Origin of the sequence: Vibrio campbellii CAIM 519 = NBRC 15631 = ATCC 25920 (assembly GCF_002163755.1) — a bacterium.
GTDB classification, from domain to species: Bacteria; Pseudomonadota; Gammaproteobacteria; order Enterobacterales; family Vibrionaceae; genus Vibrio; species Vibrio campbellii.
Window position 1 is genome coordinate 1,037,979 of record NZ_CP015863.1, and the last position, 18,601, is coordinate 1,056,579.

Here is an 18,601-nt window from a genome sequence, read left to right on the forward strand (position 1 = left end):
AACTGATAAACTGTATTCAGTTTAATGACATAAGTTTATCTAATTAGTAGCCAAAATTATGAGTATGAGAGCCACTTTATCCATTTTAACGCTTTCTATTTTAATGGCATCACCAGCCGCTTTTGCAGCAAAACGTGGTCCATCGACAGTTACCGTGGTAACTGAGCAAGTAGAGACGCATCAAATCAACCAGTCTTTATCACTGATCGGCAAGCTTGAAGCTGCAGAGTCGGTGGTTGTTGCTTCTGAGGTTTCAGGCAAGGTGAAAGAGATCGCCGTAAAAGCCAACCAAAACGTGCAACAAGACCAGCTTCTTATTCTGTTAAACGACGATAAAGCACAAGCAGCTTTAGTAGAAGCAAAAGCGTATCTGAAAGATGAACAACGTAAGTTAAAAGAGTTTCAGCGTTTGGTTAAACGTAATGCCATCACTCAAACTGAAATTGATGCACAAAAAGCGAGCGTAGAGATTGCCGAAGCACGTCTTGACGCAGCAAAAGCCAATTTATCGGATCTAAATATCAGTGCACCTTTTGCCGGTACCGTTGGTTTTATCGATTTTAGCCGAGGAAAAATGGTCAGCGCAGGCTCAGAGCTACTCACTCTGGATGACCTGTCGGTGATGGAATTGGATCTCCAAGTTCCGGAGCGCTATCTCTCTATGCTATCGGTAGGAATGGATGTACATGCGACCACTAGTGCGTGGAGTGGTTTGGACTTTGTCGGTAAAGTAACGGGTATCGATACTCGTATCAGTGCGGAAACTTTGAACCTTCGCATCCGTATTGAATTCGACAACCCTGAAAATCACCTGAAGCCGGGCATGTTGATGCAAGCGGCCCTCGTATTCCCTGCTATTGAAGCACCAATTATCCCAGTTCAAGCCTTGGAATACTCAGGCACTAAACGCTTTGTTTACGTGATTGATGAAAACAATAAGGCGAAGCGTCAAGAAGTGTTCCTTGGGGCTCGTGTCGACAACGAAGTTGTGATTGAATCTGGTGTAGAGATTGGTGACAAGATCGTTGTGCAAGGCATTGTGAACATGCGCGATGGTGTTGAAGTCAAAGAGATCGTCGCACCTGGTAAAGCGAAAATGGCCGACGCAAATGGTGAGAAGAGTTTGAAAGGCTTGCAAGACGAAGCGGCTAAGGAAGTGAACTAATGTTACTTTCTGACGTTTCCGTTAAGCGCCCCGTTGCGGCGTTGGTATTGAGCATGCTGCTGTGTGTATTCGGTTTTGTGTCGTTTACCAAGCTTGCAGTACGTGAAATGCCAGACATCGAAAGCCCGGTTGTATCGATCAGTACTCGTTACGAGGGCGCTTCTGCAACCATTATTGAAAGTCAAATTACGTCGGTACTAGAAGATCAACTTTCGGGTATCAGCGGTATCGATGAAATCAGTTCCACCACGCGAAACAGCATGTCGCGTATTACTATCACCTTTGAATTGGGCTATGACCTCAATACCGGTGTCAGTGATGTGCGTGATGCGGTTGCTCGAGCTCAACGTTCATTACCGGATGAAGCCGACGATCCTGTAGTATTCAAGAACAACGGTTCGGGTGAAGCTTCCCTCTATATTAACCTTAGCTCGTCTGAGATGGACCGTACTCAGCTGACTGATTACGCCGAGCGTGTCCTGATGGATCGCTTCAGTCTGATCTCGGGTGTTAGCTCCATCGATCTGTCTGGTGGTTTGTATAAAGTGATGTACGTGAAGCTCAAGCCAGATTTGATGGCGGGGCGCTCGGTCACGGCATCTGACATTACCTCTGCACTTCGAAGTGAAAACTTAGAAAGCCCGGGTGGTGAAGTTCGTAATGACTCAACTGTAATGTCGGTGCGAACCGCACGTACGTATAACACGCCAGAAGACTTCCAATACCTTGTCGTGAAACGCGCAAGTGATAACACACCTATCTATCTAAAAGATGTGGCGGATGTGTTCATCGGCGCAGAAAACGAAAACTCGACCTTTAAGAGTGATGGTGTGGTTAACATCAGCTTAGGTGTTGTGCCTCAGTCTGATGCAAACCCGTTAGAAGTAGCACAAGCTGTTCGCTCCGAAGTGGATAAGATTCAGAAGTTCCTGCCTGATGGGACTCGTCTAGCGATCGATTATGACGCTACCGTTTTTATCGAGCGCTCAATTGATGAGGTTTACAGCACCCTCTTTATTACCGGTGGTCTGGTAATTCTGGTTCTGTACATCTTCATCGGTCAGGCGCGTGCGACTCTGATTCCGGCGGTGACGGTACCCGTTTCACTGATTTCTTCGTTCATTGCGGCTTACTACTTTGGCTTCTCTATCAATCTGATTACTTTGATGGCACTGATCCTGTCTATTGGTCTGGTTGTGGACGATGCTATCGTAGTCGTTGAGAACATCTTCCACCATATTGAGCGTGGTGAGTCGCCATTATTGGCGGCTTATAAAGGTACGCGAGAAGTAGGCTTTGCGGTTATCGCAACCACGTTGGTTCTTGTGATGGTATTCCTGCCGATTTCCTTTATGGATGGCATGGTCGGTTTGCTGTTTACTGAGTTCTCTGTATTGCTGGCTATGTCGGTGATCTTCTCGTCACTGATTGCCTTGACACTTACACCTGTTCTAGGCAGTCAGATCCTCAAAGCGAACGTGAAACCTAATCGATTTAACCAAGCGGTTGATAAATTGTTTGCTAAGTTGGAAGCGGGATATCGCAAAGCGCTGCGCGGTGCGTTGAAAGTCCGTTGGGCGGCACCTTTGGTTATCGTTGCGTGTATGGGCGGCAGCTACGGCTTGATGAATCAAGTACCGGCACAGTTAACCCCACAAGAAGACCGTGGTGTCATCTTTGCCTTCGTACGTGGGGCGGATGCAACGTCATACAACCGTATGTCGGCAAACATGGACATCGTAGAAGATCGTTTGATGCCGCTTTTAGGCCAGGGTTTCCTGAAATCATTCAGCATCCAAACGCCAGCGTTCGGTGGCCAAGCGGGTGACCAAACGGGTTTCGTTATCATGATCCTTGAAGATTGGAACGAACGTGACGTCACCGCACAAGAAGCGCTGAACCAAGTACGTAAGTCACTGGCAGATATTCCTGATGTTCGTGTTTTCCCATTCATGCCGGGTTTCCGCGGTGGTTCGAGTGAGCCAGTGCAGTTCGTGCTCGGCGGTTCGGATTACGATGAGCTTTTAGTCTGGGCGGAAATGCTTAAGAACAAGGCTGAAGAATCACCAATGATGGAAGGTGCGGAGATTGATTACTCTGAGAAAACACCAGAACTGTTAGTCTCGGTTGATAAACGCCGCGCGGCTGAACTTGGCGTAAGTGTTCAAGACATCTCTGAAACGCTAGAAATCATGCTTGGTGGTAAGAGTGAAACTACTTATGTCGACCGCGGTGAAGAGTATGATGTTTACCTACGCGGTGATGAAAACAGCTTCAATAACGCGGCAGATTTAAGCCAGATATACTTGCGAACCACGAGCGGTGAGCTGGTGACCTTGGACACGGTAACCAAGATTGAAGAAGTGGCGGCATCGATCCGTTTGTCTCACTACAACAAGCAAAAGTCGATCACCATTACTGCGAACTTGTCGGAAGGCTACACTCTGGGTGAGGCATTGGACTTCCTCGATCAAGAAGCGATTGATAGCCTCCCGGGTGATATTTCAGTGAGTTACTCTGGTGAATCAAAAGACTTCAAAGAGAATCAAGCTAGCGTAGCGGTCGTATTCGCATTAGCACTGTTAGTGGCGTATTTAGTACTGGCAGCGCAGTTCGAAAGTTTCGTTAACCCGCTGGTGGTAATGTTCACTGTACCGATGGGCGTATTTGGCGGCTTCCTCGGTTTGGTGGTGATGGGCCAAGGGATGAACATATATAGTCAGATAGGCATGATCATGTTGATCGGTATGGTAACCAAGAACGGCATTTTGATCGTTGAGTTTGCTAACCAGTTGCGTGACCGCGGCATTGAGTTTGAAAAAGCGATCACGGATGCGGCAGCACGTCGTCTACGCCCGATCATGATGACAGCATTTACTACTTTGGCTGGTGCGATTCCACTGATTATGTCGACTGGTGCGGGTTATGAAAGCCGTGTGGCTGTTGGTACCGTTATCTTCTTCGGTATGGGTTTTGCGACGTTAGTTACCCTGTTCGTTATCCCTGCGATGTACCGATTGATCTCAGCGAAGACGCGTTCACCTGGCCATGTTGAAGCTAAGCTGAATAAAGCGCTTAGCCACGATACAAAAGGGCGTATCGCGCATCCTTAATAGAACTCTCAAACATAAAAGCCGAGGCAATGAACTCGGCTTTTCTTTGTCTTCAATTCTGGGTTTTAAAGCCAGCTTGGAAGCGTTCTATTAAAAGCGTTTACTCAAGCTTAGCTGTACACCTTCATAACTGTCGTAGAAGTCATCAAAACCCATGTCTGCAACGTTGTAAATGTATTCAGCACGTAGCCAGATATCTTTACTCATATCCCAGTGGATACCTGCACCGATGTTGAATAGCGCGCCAGTATCATCTGCTACTTTTTGTTCGTTTGGTACGTACATTTCAGCTTGAGTGCCAAGCGCTGTTACGCGACCAAACAGTGAAAGTGGCGTATCGCCCAAGTTATCACTCGTGACCACAGCGGACATGCCAGCTTGGTAGTAGTGAAGATCTAAGTCAGTTTTTAGAGCATCATTCTTAAGTTCATTTTGTGAGTAGCGCAGTACCCCTTCAAATGCGAGGTATTGGTTTACATGATAACCCCAGCCAACCGTAATGTGAGGTGTTGACCAACCACTGTCGCGATCAGAACCAAAATCCGGCGTATCAAAGCCGACATTACCTGTACCTAGGTATAGGTAGGATTGATGGGTTTGCTCTTGAGCGGCGAAAGTTGGCAGACTCATGGTCAATGCAGATAATAATAGGATGGCGTTTTTCATAACTTGGCGATAACCTTTGTGAAAGACCGTTTTTAGAATTAGTATTAATTTAATCAATAAGATAGCTGGCAGTTATCATATCAGTCTCTTGGGTGAGTGCGGGGGGCTTTAGAGAAAAATTTGTTGTAATGGCGCAAATTTTAGACTTATCAAACTTACTCACTTCTCTGTGATGAACTGCGAGACAAATAAAAGGAAAGTAAAGTGGCTGAATTCAAATACAAAAATCTAACCCAAGAAGAGCAAGACAAACTGGACGCAGCGACATTTCGCCGTCTATTAGCGCATTTGGATGCAAACAAAGATGTGCAAAACATCGACCTTATGATCCTTGCTGGCTTCTGTCGTAACTGTTTCAGTAAATGGTACAAGGCAGAAGCGGAAGACCTTGGCGTGGATATCGACATCGATGACGCTCGTGAACGTGTTTATGGCATGACCTATGATGAGTGGAAACAAAACCACCAACCAAAAGCGACACCAGAACAACTGGCAGCATTTGAAGCTCGTCAGAAGAAGTAACGCTTCTTAGAGTAGATCAAAGATAATAAAAAACAGCCCGCTGAATGAGCGGGCTGTTTTTGTATGTGACGTCTAATTTTATTTAGTGGTTGGGCTACAACATGCTGGTTCAACGCAACCTTTTGTTTGAACGGTTTTAAGCTGTGCTAGGTAAGGTTGAATGTCACCGATATTTTCTTTTACCCACTCAGTGTTGTAGTAAGTATCGAGGTAACGTTCACCTGAGTCACACAGTAGCGTCACGATAGAACCTGTCTCACCGCGTTGCTTCATTTCACATGCAAGCTGAAGCACGCCGTATAGGTTGGTACCTGTCGATGCGCCAACTTTACGACCAATCAAGCCAGATAACCAATGTGCTGTTGCCACACTTGCCGCGTCAGGGATTTTGCGCATTTCGTCTACAACGCCAGCGATAAAGCTAGGTTCTACACGTGGGCGACCGATACCTTCGATCTTGCTGCCGTTTTCGCCCTTGATGTCTGCGTTGCCAGACTGGAAGTAGTCATAGAACACAGAGTCATCAGGATCAACCACACACAGTTTTGTGTCGTATTTTTGGTAACGGATGAAACGGCCAATCGTTGCTGATGTACCACCAGTGCCTGGGCTCATTACCACCCAGCTTGGGATTGGGTGATCTTCTAGCTCCATTTGGTTAAAGATTGAGTTCGCGATGTTGTTGTTACCACGCCAGTCAGTTGCACGCTCAGCGTAAGTAAATTGGTCCATGTAGTGACCGTTTAGCTCTTTTGCTAGGCGACGAGACTCGTCATAAATTTGGTCTGAGCGGTCAACAAGGTGTGCTTTACCGCCGTAGAATTCGATTTGTTCAATTTTCCTACGCGCTGTGGTTTTTGGCATAACCGCGATAAATGGCAAACCAAGTAGGCGCGCGAAGTACGCTTCAGAAACGGCAGTACTGCCTGATGATGCTTCGATCACTGTGGTTTCTGGACCAACCCAACCATTACAAATCGCGTAAAGAAATAGCGAACGCGCCAAGCGGTGCTTCAAAGAGCCTGTTGGGTGTGTGCTCTCATCTTTTAGATAGATGTCTATGCCTTCCAGAGATGGTAGGTCTAATTTGAATAGGTGAGTATCTGCTGAACGTTGAAAGTCTGCTTCGATTTTGCGTACAGCATTGTTGATCCAGTTGTGGTCAGTACACATAACGTGACTCCTCGAAAATTTGTAGGGTAGTTGTTTTTGTCTTTAGGGATAATCTACCTATAACTATAGAGAAAAACTTTGCTATTATTGTTTTGTTATTCATTTTTGGTAGAAAAGTTTTCTCTAAATCAGGAAGTGGCTAGGAATGAGCTTAGACAAAATCGACAAACACTTACTTTCTTTACTCCAAAACGATGGAACCTTGTCATTAAATGACTTGGCCGAGCGAGTCAATCTCACCACCACACCTTGCTGGAAGCGTTTAAAAAAGCTCGAAGATGAAGGCTATATCGAGAAGCGAGTGGCGTTGTTAAGTGCTCAGAAGCTGGATTTATCGTTTATTGCATTTGTGCAGCTCAAAATCAGTGACCACTCAGAAGATTGGTATCACCATTTCGTGACTACGGTCAGTGATTTCCCAGAAGTGATGGAGTTCTATCGCATGGCGGGGGAGTACGACTACATGATGAAGGTTGTGGTAAAAGACATGAAGCGTTTTGATGAGTTTTATAAGCGATTGGTCAACAGCGTGAAAGGCTTATCCAATGTGACCTCTACCTTTGCGATGGAGCCGATCAAATACACCACCGAACTGCCATTGTACGGAGTTTGAGCCAACCCAACAAAAAGGAGTACGCCGTTACTCCTCTTAAGCTCAATTCGATGCGTTATTTGGTAAAGCGCATCACACCTTCCTGAACTGCGGTCGCAACAAGGTGACCTTGCTGGTTGTAGATCTCACCACGAACCAAACCTCGCGTATTGCTCGCTGTCGGGCTTTCAATTGCGTACAGCAACCACTCATCCATCTTAAATGGTCTATGGAACCATATAGAGTGGTCAATGGTGGCGACTTGGAAGTTTGGCGTCATTAAAGACACTTCGTGTGAATGAAGTGCGGTGGTCAAAAATCCCCAATCGGATGCGTAGGCAAGCAGATATTGGTGAATCAGTTGGTTCTCTGGCATCTCTCCGTTGGCACGAATCCAAAGGTATTGCTTTGGTTCGGTTTTCTTTGGATTGAGTGGATTGACGATGTTAACCGGGCGAGTTTCGATCGGCTTTTCGCCACAGAATGTTTTGCGTAGGCGTTCGGGAAGGAACTCGGCAATATGGCTTGCAAGCTCGGTTTCTGAAGGGAAATGCTCTGGCCCAGGAATATCAGGCATGGTGTTTTGATGATCAAACCCAGGTGCATCACCGTGATAAGACGCCGTTAGGTAGAAAATCGGACGACCATTTTGGATCGCTTTGACTCGACGAGTGCTGAAGCTGCGGCCATCGCGTAGGTTCTCAACGTCATAGATGATTGGTTTCTCTGGATCACCAGGGTATAAAAAATAACTATGGAAAGAGTGTACGGTGCGTGCATCTTCTACGGTGTAACGCGCTGCGGATAGCGCTTGTCCAATAACTTGACCACCATAAACTTGAGGTAAACCTAGGTTCTCGCTTTGTCCGCGGAACAAGCCTTCTTCTAGTTTTTCGAGTTGTAGTAGGCTGAGTAGCTCTCTTAATGGTTTACTCATGATGTGTCCTCACCTTGTTTTTATCGTTGCTTCAATTATGAAACAAAATCAACTGTTTGGTAATTTCTAACTTAGTCAAACTATTGTCAAATACATCGTCGTACAGCAGACAGTTTTATAATCTCCCTCTATACTTAGCGCGAATTGATACACCCGTTGAGGAAACTATGAAAAAAACACTACTACTTGTTACTGCTTTACTATTCGGTGCTGCACTAGTGGGTTGCCAAACTTCTCAAACAACAGAAATGGAATCGGCTGAAGCGTCTATGAAGACTATTACAGGTACAGTGGCTTACCGTGAGCGTATCGCACTGCCTCCACACGCAGTTGTGATCGTCGCGCTAGAAGATGTTTCTTTAGCGGATGCGCCGGCAAAAGTGCTTGCGAAACAAACGTTCGAAACAGAGGGTAAACAAGTACCTCCTCTAGCATTTGAGCTAAGCTATAACAGCAACGATATTCAGCCAAATCACCGTTACAGCCTGCGTGCTCGTATCGAAGTGGATGGCAAGCTACGTTTCATTAATGATACAAGCATCCCAGTGATTACTGATGCTGAGCAAACGCATGAAGCAAATATCCGTTTGGTTGGCACACGTTAATAGTTAACTGTTAACCCAATGGATTTGAAAATGGCAGCCTAAGGCTGCCATTTGTATTTTCTGAGCGACACTTTTCCGATTTCAGACACTTCAATGCCTTCCGCTTCAAGCTTTTGCTTTTGTCTTTCAAGGTCTCGGCCTTTTAACGAAATCTTGCCCTGACTGTTGATGACGCGAAACCATGGCAGTTTGCTGCCTTCCGGTAAATTTCCAAGCGCTTTACCGACGTGTCTTGCGTAGCCCGGATAGCCTGCCATTTTTGCGATCTCACCGTAAGTCGAAACTCGCCCGTTAGGAATTTGGTGAATTACAGCAAAGATTTGCATTAAAAATTGGTCCATACTGAAAGTGTCCACTGTTGTTTACCAAGGAATGGTAATACACAAGACTTGTACTTCGCTATCAGCTCTTGCTCCTTAACATCATTTGCTGCTCATCTCTCTCCACCGTTTTTGTTGTTTCTTTTTTTGAGCCGTAATTGATCATTCGAGTAAGTTAGAAAGACAAAAACAAGCTCTCGCTTAGTTTACATATAGACCCGCTCAACGATTTTTAATGCCCAGTTTGACATGCCGTTGAGTTACCAAGTTGGTTGGGGAAGCCAGGAGGCGCTATGATTTTTTCGACACTTCAATTTCTTGTTACGACTCTTCTTGCTGTGGTGTGCGCTCGTGCCATCAGTTTGAGCGAAGGAGAGATTCCGGTTATCGCCTTAATGATTCCCGCATTGTGGATACTGCCACAAGGTGGCCTTGCTGGTCTGATTCTGCTCGGCGCCATGACTGTTTATGGCGTGACCTTATCAATGCAGCCGATTGCGTTATCGGTGGGCGTCCTGATCCTTTTCCCTCTACTCATGGTGGTTTTCTCTCGCCGCAGTTCGCTGGGTGTTTTACTTACGGCAGGCTTGATAGTGTTGACTTTGCAAGTGGGCATTATGGTTACGCAGCAATCAGGCAAGTTAGATGGCTCTGCTTGGCTCACGATGGTGCAAACCCTTTCAGTGATCGTCATGTGGTGGGCGGCAAATCATTGGAAACCTTCAGAGAAGCACAGCTGGTGGTCATTACTGTTTCTCTTGCCGTTGTGGCTGGCTGATCTGCCTTATGCTGTTCTGGTTGCACTGAGTATCACTGGTATTTTGGCGTCGATGGAAGCGCTGACGAAGATTAAAAATTCAATGCGCTGGGGGAAACTACTTTGTTGGACATTACCGACTGTCGGCTTTGCGGCCTTAGTTGTCAGTCCAAATATTGATGTACCTAACCCTGTATTTGTGGTTTGGATATGCTTACTCGGTACCGCTTGGGTGACGGACTACATCTTACGTACTAGTGATGAGCAAGCGGAATCATAAATAGTTACAGCATTACTGATTAGATAGTGACCTGTGCGGCAGACTATTGATTTTTTTATGAAATAATGGGCCGGATGTTATATTTTTTGCCCGTCATATTTATTTTGTATTTAATAATAAAAATTCAATATGAGTCTCACAAATATTGTGTCTCTTAGAAAAATTAGTCATGATTAAAGTAGTTCAGAAACTGTTGGTTTTTGCTTGCTTTCTATTGAGTCTGAGTCTCAAAGCAGAACCAGAGTATGCCTCCCATTATAAGGTAGCGACAGAAGCGGATGATGTCGTTACACGTGTCCTGTTTGATGCGGTGGCGGAAAAATTTGATGTCTCAATTGAATATGTTAATTATTCGAGCTTTGATGGGATTTTAGATTCTGTTGCTCGCGGTGATAGTGATTTCGCTGCGAATATTACTTTCACTCAAGAACGCGCTCAGAAGTTCAGTTATTCACGCCCAACCAATATTGAATACACCTATCTTTATGGTTTGAGCGGCATGACGCTGAGTGAAGCGAATGTTGTTGGTGTGCCTAAAGGCACCATCTATGAAGCGCTGATCCAGCAAAACTATCCAGAGTTGCTCCTAGTACCATATCAAGGGCATGAGGAAGCGGTGTCATTGCTTCGCTCTCGTAAGGTTGATGGCGTAGTGGATGCCATCAACCAGCTCAAGCCTATGCTATTAGAAGGGTTTGATGCAACACTGCTGAACGACCATATCTCAATCAAACCCGTTTCTATTGTGAGTCAGAAAGGCGCAAACCTCGAAGTTCTTGCACAGTTTGCTGACTTTATTCAAAGCGAAGAAGTTCAGAAATTGCTGCGTGAAAAGGTAGCCTTGTACCAATTCAAACTGAGGCAGACCGCGTTACGTGAATCAATTAAGAAGTTGCCTATCGATCTCGAAAAACCGTTTACGATTAAATTTGAATCTATTTTCCCTTATGTGGTTTATCGCTCGGATGGAAGCGTAGAGGGGATGACCGCCGATGTGGTGCTTAAGAGTTGTGAAATCTTGGCTCTGAATTGCGTGGTGATCAGCAAACCAAACGAGAGCTGGGAATCGATGTATAACCAGTTCATTGAAGGGGAGTTCGATATGCTTGCGCCGCTGACCATCAGCCGTGAGCGACGTGCGTTCAGTTACTTCCCTGAGTACCATTATCAACCAACCTCTGTGATGGTAAAACGCCTTGGATACAAGCCAAATGTGTATTCTCATGTGTCCCAATTGATATCAGAGCGCATTGGTGTCGTGAAGGATGATTTCTTTGATCAGATGCTGACGCAAATGTTGCCATTAAAGGAACTCAATCGTTTTGATTCACAGCAGGCGATGTTGGATGCGCTACTTGCCAGAGAGATTGACTACATTGCAATGGACACAGTGATGTTCAATCACTTCCTGCGCCTGAGTGAACTGATCCCAATAGAACAAGATGATGCTATTGGTCAATTCTACCAGTCTGAATTGTCTGTTGGTTTAACAAATAATGAACGTGGCGAAATTCTCTCCCCTTATTTTAGTCGTGCGATTTCTATGTTAGATCTAGAAAAGATTGTTGCCCAATACGATTTGAGACCAGACTGGCGCACGGCATTGGAGTACGAAGTTCGCTTAGCCACCCAAACGCAAGCGGTGTTTATTTTTGTGCTGGTGTTCGCTCTGGGTGTCAGTTTGTATTTGTACCGTCAGTCGAACACCGACAATTTAACTGGCTTGAGAAATCGCCGCTCTTTACAGGTGAAATACCGCCAAGGCGTACCGAAAGATCTTGCTATTTTGTATCTTGATATCAATAAATTTAAGCAAATCAATGATACCTACGGACACAGAGCCGGAGATAAGGTACTGCAGTCGCTGTCGCTAAAAATACATCGTGTATGGACGGGCAGGAGCTATCGTATTGGAGGTGACGAGTTTATTTTGCTCGGGTATCCGACGGAGATGCAGCTTGCGAGGGCAATAGAAGAGCTTAACTGCCTAGAAGTAAAAGAGGAGCTATTTGGTGATTTAAGCCAAGTAACGATCTCAGTTGGTGTTTCTGCTAAGCGTGAGCGCAGTGTCAGTCTTGAACAAGCATTGCACCTCGCAGATGAAGATATGTACTCAAGTAAGCAAGCCTCTCGTGATCGCAAGGAATCAACCCCTTGTCTAGTTTGAACCTAATGCGCTGAATTGACCGAGTTTTGTCCAAACGGAAGTGAAAAGGAGAAAATCGTCGCTTTAGCCCTTGCAATCCGACAGGCGATGCTGAATAATCCTCACATCATTTGAGACACGCTCTCAAAACAGAATTATGGGGCCTTGGTCCTCTCGCAACAATAGCTCGTGAACTCGGTCAGGTCCGGAAGGAAGCAGCCGCAGCGTGTGACTTGTGTGCCGGGATGTGGCTGGGGTCCCACCCTTTATGAAGCCTGCAATATATGTTCGCATAAATTGCAGGCTTTCTTCATATTTGCACCATAAGTCTTCATAGTCTATTTTTTTGTTGTAGGTTTACAACAAAAGTCATTTTGCTATGTTCGACCAAACCAAAAAGTCATCCCACGTACACAACATCTGTAAGTTCATGAGCTTGAAGAATGATGCTGTCGTTCGCACTCTGTCCATTTTAGAATTTGATTTCTGTTTTCACCTTGAATACAACGTAGACATCAAAAGCTTCACCTCCCAACCTTTTGGTTTCCACTATCAATTCAATAATCGAAAGTGTCGATATACCCCCGACTTTTTGGCGACAGATCACGATGACCATTCAACTTTCTTCGAAGTGAAACACTCTAGCCAGATTCTCAAACCTGACTTCAGGGACCGATTTAAAGAGAAACAAAGAGTTGCATTGAATGACTTTAACAGACGCTTAGTTTTAGTTACTGAGAAGCAAATTAGAATGGGACCAACTTTAGATAACTTCAAGCTACTACACCGTTACTCCGGATTGCGAACCGTGACTGAGTTTCAAAAGCTAGTTTTGGAGTTTATTCAACGCAAGCAAATGGTGAAGTTACAAGAGGTGTCTTTGTATTTCGGTTTATCGGAGCAGGACACACTTATCTCTACTCTACCTTGGATCTCTTCGGGACAAGTTAAAACAGACCTAAACGGCATTAACTTTGGGCTCGAAACCTATGTTTGGTGCTAACTATGCCATCGGACTCCGATAACATATTTGGGTTCTTTGATGAGTTTGAAGCTTCAGAAGGAGAGCCTCAGCCACTTCCAATAGATCTAATTCAAGAACCTATTGAAATCTCTTCAACTATTGATTCTCAATCACCGAAGGTACAGCAAGAAGTTATCCGTCGTATCAAAATCATCGCTTTCGTGGAGAAGCGTTTAAATGGCGGATGGACCGAGAACAACTTGAACCCTATCTTAAGTCTCGTGGAGTCGGAATTACAGCTCACTCCTCCGAGTTGGCGAACTTTAGCGACTTGGAAAAAATCTTACTTTGAAGCGGGTAAAGACCCATGTGCACTTATTCCGAAACATTCGTTTAAGGGCAACCGCCAAAAAGAAATAAATTCGCAATCCTTGATTGATGAGGCAATTCAGAACGTATACCTGACACGTGAACGACTTAGCGTCGCAGAAGCATACCGATACTATAAGAGTCGAGTGATTCAAATAAATCGCGGGATTGTCGAGGGGAAAATCAAACCAATTTCAGAGCGCTCTTTTTACAATCGAATACACGACTTACCTCCATATGAGGTTGCGATTGCAAGGTTTGGCAAACGATACGCAGACCGAGAATTTCGGTCAGTTGGTCAACAGGTGGCTGCGACTAAACCAATGGAGTTTGTCGAAATTGACCATACTCCAGTTCCAGTGATTTTGATTGATGACGAGCTAGATATTCCTTTAGGGCGACCCTACCTGACGATGCTATATGACCGCTTCAGTAAATGTATCGTAGGGTGCAGTATCAACTTTAGAGAGCCTAGTTTTGACTCTGTCAGGAAGGCGCTATTGAACTCGCTATTAGATAAGAGTTGGGTAAAGCAAAGATATCCATGTATTGATAATGAATGGCCTTGCCACGGTAAGATTGACTGTTTAGTTGTCGATAATGGTGCCGAATTTTGGAGTCAAAGCTTGGAAGATTCGTTACGGCCTCTAGTGTCTGACATCCAATATAGCCAAGCAGCTAAGCCTTGGCGAAAGTCTGGGATAGAAAAGCTGTTTGATCAGATGAACAAAGGTTTAGTAAACGCATTGCCTGGAAAAACGTTCACCAATCCTACTCAACTTCAAGATTACAATCCTAAAAAGGATGCGGTGGTTAGAGTTTCCGTGTTTCTTGAGTTACTTCATAAGTGGATTGTCGACTATTACCATATGGCACCTGATTCAAGAGAACGTGACATTCCATACCACAAGTGGAATCAATCGGAATGGACTCCTTCCTACTACAGTGGTGCTCAGAAGGAGCAGTTGAGAGTTGAGCTAGGTTTGCTTAGACACAGAACCATTGGAGTGGCAGGGATCAGGCTTCATAACCTACGCTATCAGTCCTCCGAACTTATTGAATACCGTAAATATTGTGCGTCCAATAATGGGAAAAAGCTGTTTGTTAAGACCAAAACAGACCCTGCTGATATCAGCTATATCCATGTCTATATAGAGTCGGAAAAGAGGTACATAAAAGTTCCAGCGGTAGACAACAGCGGATATACAAAAGGGCTGTCGCTTTTTGAACACGAGCGAATACAAAAAGTACGCAGGCTCAATACTAAGCAGCTTGCTGATGACGAGGCGCTTGCGGATACATTTCTATACATGAAAAAACGTATTCAGGAAGAAACTGATAGGTTCCGAAGTACAAAAAGTAATAGGTCTAGCTTGCCTAAAACGGGTAACACTTCGAAGCTAGCAAGGTTTAATGATGTGGGGTCAGAGGGGCCAAGCTCAATCAATACGACTCCAGTTAAACAAGAAACCACTGTAGTGTTCGATGTCTCAGAGCAGTTATCTGATGATGATTTTGAAGATATTGAGGGGTATTAATTTGAACTTAACATCTAGGCAGTTTGAACAGTTAAGATCCTTTGAAACCTGCTTTATTGAATACCCTGCAATTGCTGAAATCTACTCTATTTTCGATCAACTTCGTTTTAACCACTCTCTTGGCGGTGAACCAGAGTCTTTCTTGTTAACTGGAGAGGCCGGAAGTGGAAAGACCGCGCTGATTAACAACTATCTATCCCGCTTTCCGTCGAGTTCAACTTGGAGTAAACAACCAGTTCTTAGCACCAGAGTGCCAAGCCGCATAAATGAACAGAACACGCTTACGCAGTTTTTAGTTGATTTGGGGGGAAAGTTAGGTGGAAGAAGCCCTCGACGACGGAATGAAATTGCACTTGGCGAAGCTGTCGTAAAGCAACTTCAGCGTAAATCTGTAGAGCTGATTATTGTCAATGAAATTCAAGAGCTTGTGGAGTTTTCTACAGCAGAAGAAAGGCAAGCTATTGCTAATACGTTCAAATATATAAGTGAAGAAGCAAAAGTCTCGTTTGTGCTGGTTGGTATGCCATATGCTGATGTAATAGCGACAGAGCCACAATGGAACTCACGATTAAGTTGGAGACGAAAGATTAACTATTTCAAGCTGTTGAAAGCTAACAGCCATTCGAGTGGAACGGTATCTTATAGTTTTGACTTGGAGCAAAAAAAGCACTTTGCTAAATTTGTTGCTGGTTTGAGTGCGAGAATGGGCTTTGATGAACCGCCAGTGCTTACAAAAAATGAAGTGTTATATCCTTTGTTTATTATGTGTAGAGGGGAGTGCCGAGCGTTAAAGCACTTCTTGAAAGACGCATTACTTATGAGTTTCAGTGAGAACGTTGATACGATAGATAAAGCGATATTGTCACGTACCTTTTCATTTAAGTTTCCCTACTTGGACAACCCTTTTAATTGTTCTATCGAGGAGCTTCGTCTTCATCAAATTGACTCTGGATCGTCTTACAACCTGAATGCCATTGCCGTAGAAGATAAGATACTTGCTCCGCGATTTACGGATGCAATTCCATTGAGTATGTTACTGAGCAAAAATGGACTTAAAGCTTAAGTATTAGCTCTCACTCTTTAGACTTTTAAGTAACACCGCCTTCTCTTCATCACTCATCTTATCAATGGCACACGCCAGTTCAGCACTCAATTCGTTCCTACAGAAAAAGTAGTTTAGCGGCACACCTAACTCTTCAGCCATACGTTCAAGCGTACCAATATCGGGTACGTGTCTACCTTTCTCATAATGGTTCATTCGCCCACTAGCCGAACTTGGTTCCATGCCAATTTTCACCCCTAAATCTTTTTGGGTGATCTTGGCTTTTTTACGCGCAGCTTTGAGCCTCGCTGGGATTGGGTTGTCTTTCTGCACTTACACATTTCTTTTCAACCTTTAGATAACTTAGATTGTCTAAGTTTTACTGATTTTTGTATACTTAGCAATCCTAAGTTTTTATTGCGTGCAAGAGTCACATGAAGAAAGTAACCAGAATTAACCCTGATATGTTTAACCTATTGATTGAAAAAGGGATGGATGATTTCTCTGTTATAGAAGCTAGGGATGCTTTGTTAAATAGTACTTCAACCTTTACGAGCAGTGATGAAGCTCGAAAGTATGTTTATAAGCAACTTCTATCACTTGAGGAGAAAGGCTGGCTTTCTGTCATTGGGACTCGCAGAGGCAAGCGTTACCATCAAACTAATGAATTCAAAGCACTTATAATTGAGCCTCGAGCAGCTAGAAATAAGAAAGCTAAAGTTGATTCAATAACTGTTCAAACTCCGGAGTTCTCTCTAAATGCACTAGAACAAGAGAAAAAACAACATGAAGGTGAGTTAGCGATTACTCTGGGCGAGATTGAGGAATACCAATCTTTGTTAACGCGTTTTCCAAACAACAAGCATGATATGGAACCGTTATTCAATGCAGCGAGAGAGCGATCAGCTAAGCTATTGGGCAAAATCAATGCACTAACCAACTGGATGCAAGTAGCCCAAAGCAAGGCTTCCCAATGTTAAGAACATGGCAAGCTGAGTGCGTAGAGCTGGCTATCAATAAGTTTTCATCAAATCGACGCCCACATTTTTTCTGTCAAGCCACTCCTGGTGCTGGTAAAACCGTTATGGCAGCAGAGGTTGCTAAGCGTCTTTTTCAAGAAGGTATGATTGACTTAGTTCTCTGTTTCTCACCATCACTTTCGGTCGCTGAAGGGATGAAAAATACCTTTTCATGGAAACTGGAATGTTCCTTTAATGGAGGCTTGGGCTCTTTAGGTGGGTCTTATACCTATCAATCCATCCGTTTTTTAGATGAAAACTTCTGGAACACCGTCAGTAAATATCGGGTACTAGTCGTATTTGATGAGATCCACCATTGCTCGTTTGATGATGAGGGTAGGTCAAATTCATGGGGGTTAGAAATTGTCAGTAAGATCCAAGGTTTTGCCCGTTACACATTAGCGCTGTCGGGCACTCCTTGGCGTTCTGATCGGTTACCGATAGTTATGGCCGAGTATTCCGACCCTGATGGTATGCTCATTTGTGATTATCAATATGGCTTGCAACAGGCAGTTGTTGATAAGGTGTGTCGCCGCCCTAAAATCGTTTTAATTGATAATGAACACCTGAGTGTTAATGCTGGCAGGGACAATCAACACTTCGCTTCTATTCTTGATTGCCTTAAACAATCTGATGTCTCTTATCACAGTGTCATTCACAATGAAGACGCTATGAACTACATATTGAATAGTGGTTGCCAAAAGCTAGCCCAAATAAGGCAAGAGTCCCCAAATGCAGGTGGTTTAGTCGTCGCTGCTTCTATCAAGCACGCTAAACATATTCAAAAGCGACTGATTGAGCGCTTTCATCAATCAGCATGCATCGTGACTTATCACCATGATAATCCGTTAAATGAAATTGAGTCTTTTCGTCACTCGAATGTTCAGTGGATAGTCAGTGTTGGAATGATAAGTGAAGGCACGGATATCCCTCGGTTGCAGGTTTGCTGCCATATGAGTTCGGTCAAAACGGAACTTTACTTTAGGCAAGTCCTTGGAAGGATATTGAGAGTTAATGATTCACCCAACCAAGAAGCATGGTTGTATACCTTCGCTGAAGAAAGTTTGATTGGGTTTGCTGAAAGAATTGAGCAGGATATTCCTGATAGCTGTATGTACATTAAACAAGAGAATAATGTGCCGAGTGTTACTGATGAAAAGCGCCTACCACCTAGTGCCTTATCGGAAAGCGTTCAATCTAATCGACCCCAACCAAGCTTACTTAGTTGGGGAGAAGCTTCAGATGTTATTGACTCAAATAATGTAGGACTCACTTTAGCCATGGATGAGCTGAGGTTAGGCCAATTTAAACAGCGAGTCATCGCTGCATTTATCTAAATAGATTCCGCTTCAATCTCTTTCAGTGTTTTGCCTGTAGCACTTCTCTAGTAATC

17 protein-coding genes and 1 other RNA gene are annotated in these 18,601 nt (G+C 44.3%); 13 read left to right on the plus strand and 5 right to left on the minus strand.

Going from position 1 to position 18,601, the window contains the following annotated elements; all coding sequences use genetic code 11:
* The first annotated feature begins 58 nt into the window (after nt 1-58).
* Together A8140_RS05060 and vmeF are read left to right on the plus strand one after the other, a co-directional pair.
* Nucleotides 59-1,165 (plus strand): efflux RND transporter periplasmic adaptor subunit, encoded by a 1,107-nt coding sequence (locus A8140_RS05060; protein WP_005529880.1) that lies wholly within the window; start codon nt 59-61, stop codon nt 1,163-1,165.
* Nucleotides 1,165-4,278 (plus strand): multidrug efflux RND transporter permease subunit VmeF, encoded by a 3,114-nt coding sequence (gene vmeF, locus A8140_RS05065; RefSeq protein ID WP_005529878.1) that lies wholly within the window; start codon nt 1,165-1,167, stop codon nt 4,276-4,278. The genes A8140_RS05060 and vmeF overlap by 1 nt, the downstream gene beginning before the upstream one ends.
* 90 nt (nt 4,279-4,368) lie before the next feature.
* On the opposite strand, the gene A8140_RS05070 is transcribed toward vmeF, so the two are convergent.
* Nucleotides 4,369-4,944 (minus strand): porin family protein, encoded by a 576-nt coding sequence (locus tag A8140_RS05070; protein ID WP_005529876.1) that lies wholly within the window; start codon nt 4,942-4,944, stop codon nt 4,369-4,371.
* A gap of 204 nt (nt 4,945-5,148) precedes the next feature.
* On the opposite strand from A8140_RS05070, the gene A8140_RS05075 reads away from it, so the two are divergent.
* The gene (locus A8140_RS05075) at nt 5,149-5,466 is read left to right on the plus strand and encodes a DUF1244 domain-containing protein (protein WP_005431642.1); all 318 of its coding nucleotides are present in this window, start codon (nt 5,149-5,151) and stop codon (nt 5,464-5,466) included.
* A 78-nt stretch (nt 5,467-5,544) separates the two neighbouring features.
* Here A8140_RS05075 and A8140_RS05080 read toward each other — a convergent pair whose 3' ends face one another.
* Nucleotides 5,545-6,639 (minus strand): PLP-dependent cysteine synthase family protein, encoded by a 1,095-nt coding sequence (locus A8140_RS05080; RefSeq protein WP_005529874.1) that lies wholly within the window; start codon nt 6,637-6,639, stop codon nt 5,545-5,547.
* A gap of 145 nt (nt 6,640-6,784) precedes the next feature.
* Between A8140_RS05080 and A8140_RS05085 the strand changes: the two genes are divergently transcribed.
* The gene (locus A8140_RS05085) at nt 6,785-7,252 is read left to right on the plus strand and encodes an Lrp/AsnC family transcriptional regulator (protein WP_005529872.1); all 468 of its coding nucleotides are present in this window, start codon (nt 6,785-6,787) and stop codon (nt 7,250-7,252) included.
* A gap of 55 nt (nt 7,253-7,307) precedes the next feature.
* Here the strand turns inward: A8140_RS05085 and tesB are convergent, their stop codons facing one another.
* Nucleotides 7,308-8,168 carry an acyl-CoA thioesterase II gene (tesB, locus tag A8140_RS05090; protein ID WP_005529870.1) on the minus strand — a complete coding sequence of 287 codons (861 nt, stop codon included), beginning with the start codon at nt 8,166-8,168 and terminating at the stop codon, nt 7,308-7,310.
* 167 nt (nt 8,169-8,335) lie between these two features.
* On the opposite strand from tesB, the gene A8140_RS05095 reads away from it, so the two are divergent.
* Nucleotides 8,336-8,773, plus strand: a complete 438-nt coding sequence (locus A8140_RS05095) for a YbaY family lipoprotein (RefSeq protein WP_005529868.1) — start codon at nt 8,336-8,338, stop codon at nt 8,771-8,773.
* A gap of 38 nt (nt 8,774-8,811) precedes the next feature.
* Here the strand turns inward: A8140_RS05095 and A8140_RS05100 are convergent, their stop codons facing one another.
* On the minus strand, nt 8,812-9,114 hold the full coding sequence (locus tag A8140_RS05100) for a DNA base-flipping protein (protein ID WP_005529865.1): 303 nt from the start codon (nt 9,112-9,114) through the stop codon (nt 8,812-8,814).
* A 272-nt stretch (nt 9,115-9,386) separates the two neighbouring features.
* Here A8140_RS05100 and A8140_RS05105 point away from each other — a divergent pair, with 272 nt between their 5' ends.
* From A8140_RS05105 to A8140_RS05130, 6 genes are all read left to right on the plus strand, one after another.
* Nucleotides 9,387-10,130 (plus strand): VP0952 family biofilm-associated protein, encoded by a 744-nt coding sequence (locus A8140_RS05105; RefSeq protein WP_005529863.1) that lies wholly within the window; start codon nt 9,387-9,389, stop codon nt 10,128-10,130.
* A gap of 169 nt (nt 10,131-10,299) precedes the next feature.
* The gene (locus A8140_RS05110) at nt 10,300-12,297 is read left to right on the plus strand and encodes a GGDEF domain-containing protein (protein WP_005529861.1); all 1,998 of its coding nucleotides are present in this window, start codon (nt 10,300-10,302) and stop codon (nt 12,295-12,297) included.
* 142 nt (nt 12,298-12,439) lie between these two features.
* Nucleotides 12,440-12,536, plus strand: an RNA gene (gene ffs, locus A8140_RS05115) — signal recognition particle sRNA small type.
* Nucleotides 12,537-12,655: 119 nt separating this feature from the next.
* A complete protein-coding gene (locus tag A8140_RS05120; RefSeq protein WP_005529859.1) occupies nt 12,656-13,279 on the plus strand; it encodes a TnsA endonuclease N-terminal domain-containing protein in 624 nt (207 codons plus the stop codon).
* 2 nt (nt 13,280-13,281) lie between these two features.
* Nucleotides 13,282-15,147, plus strand: a complete 1,866-nt coding sequence (locus A8140_RS05125; protein WP_038863241.1) for a Mu transposase C-terminal domain-containing protein — start codon at nt 13,282-13,284, stop codon at nt 15,145-15,147.
* Nucleotides 15,116-16,210 (plus strand): TniB family NTP-binding protein, encoded by a 1,095-nt coding sequence (locus A8140_RS05130; protein WP_005535643.1) that lies wholly within the window; start codon nt 15,116-15,118, stop codon nt 16,208-16,210. The genes A8140_RS05125 and A8140_RS05130 overlap by 32 nt, the downstream gene beginning before the upstream one ends.
* A 3-nt stretch (nt 16,211-16,213) precedes the next feature.
* Here the strand turns inward: A8140_RS05130 and A8140_RS05135 are convergent, their stop codons facing one another.
* A complete protein-coding gene (locus A8140_RS05135) occupies nt 16,214-16,522 on the minus strand; it encodes a helix-turn-helix domain-containing protein (RefSeq protein WP_005535642.1) in 309 nt (102 codons plus the stop codon).
* A gap of 101 nt (nt 16,523-16,623) precedes the next feature.
* Between A8140_RS05135 and A8140_RS05140 the strand changes: the two genes are divergently transcribed.
* A complete protein-coding gene (locus tag A8140_RS05140; protein ID WP_005535641.1) occupies nt 16,624-17,169 on the plus strand; it encodes a hypothetical protein in 546 nt (181 codons plus the stop codon).
* On the plus strand, nt 17,163-18,545 hold the full coding sequence (locus tag A8140_RS05145) for a DEAD/DEAH box helicase (protein ID WP_005535640.1): 1,383 nt from the start codon (nt 17,163-17,165) through the stop codon (nt 18,543-18,545). Before A8140_RS05140 ends, A8140_RS05145 begins: the two co-directional genes overlap by 7 nt.
* Nucleotides 18,546-18,601: the final 56 nt, after the last annotated feature.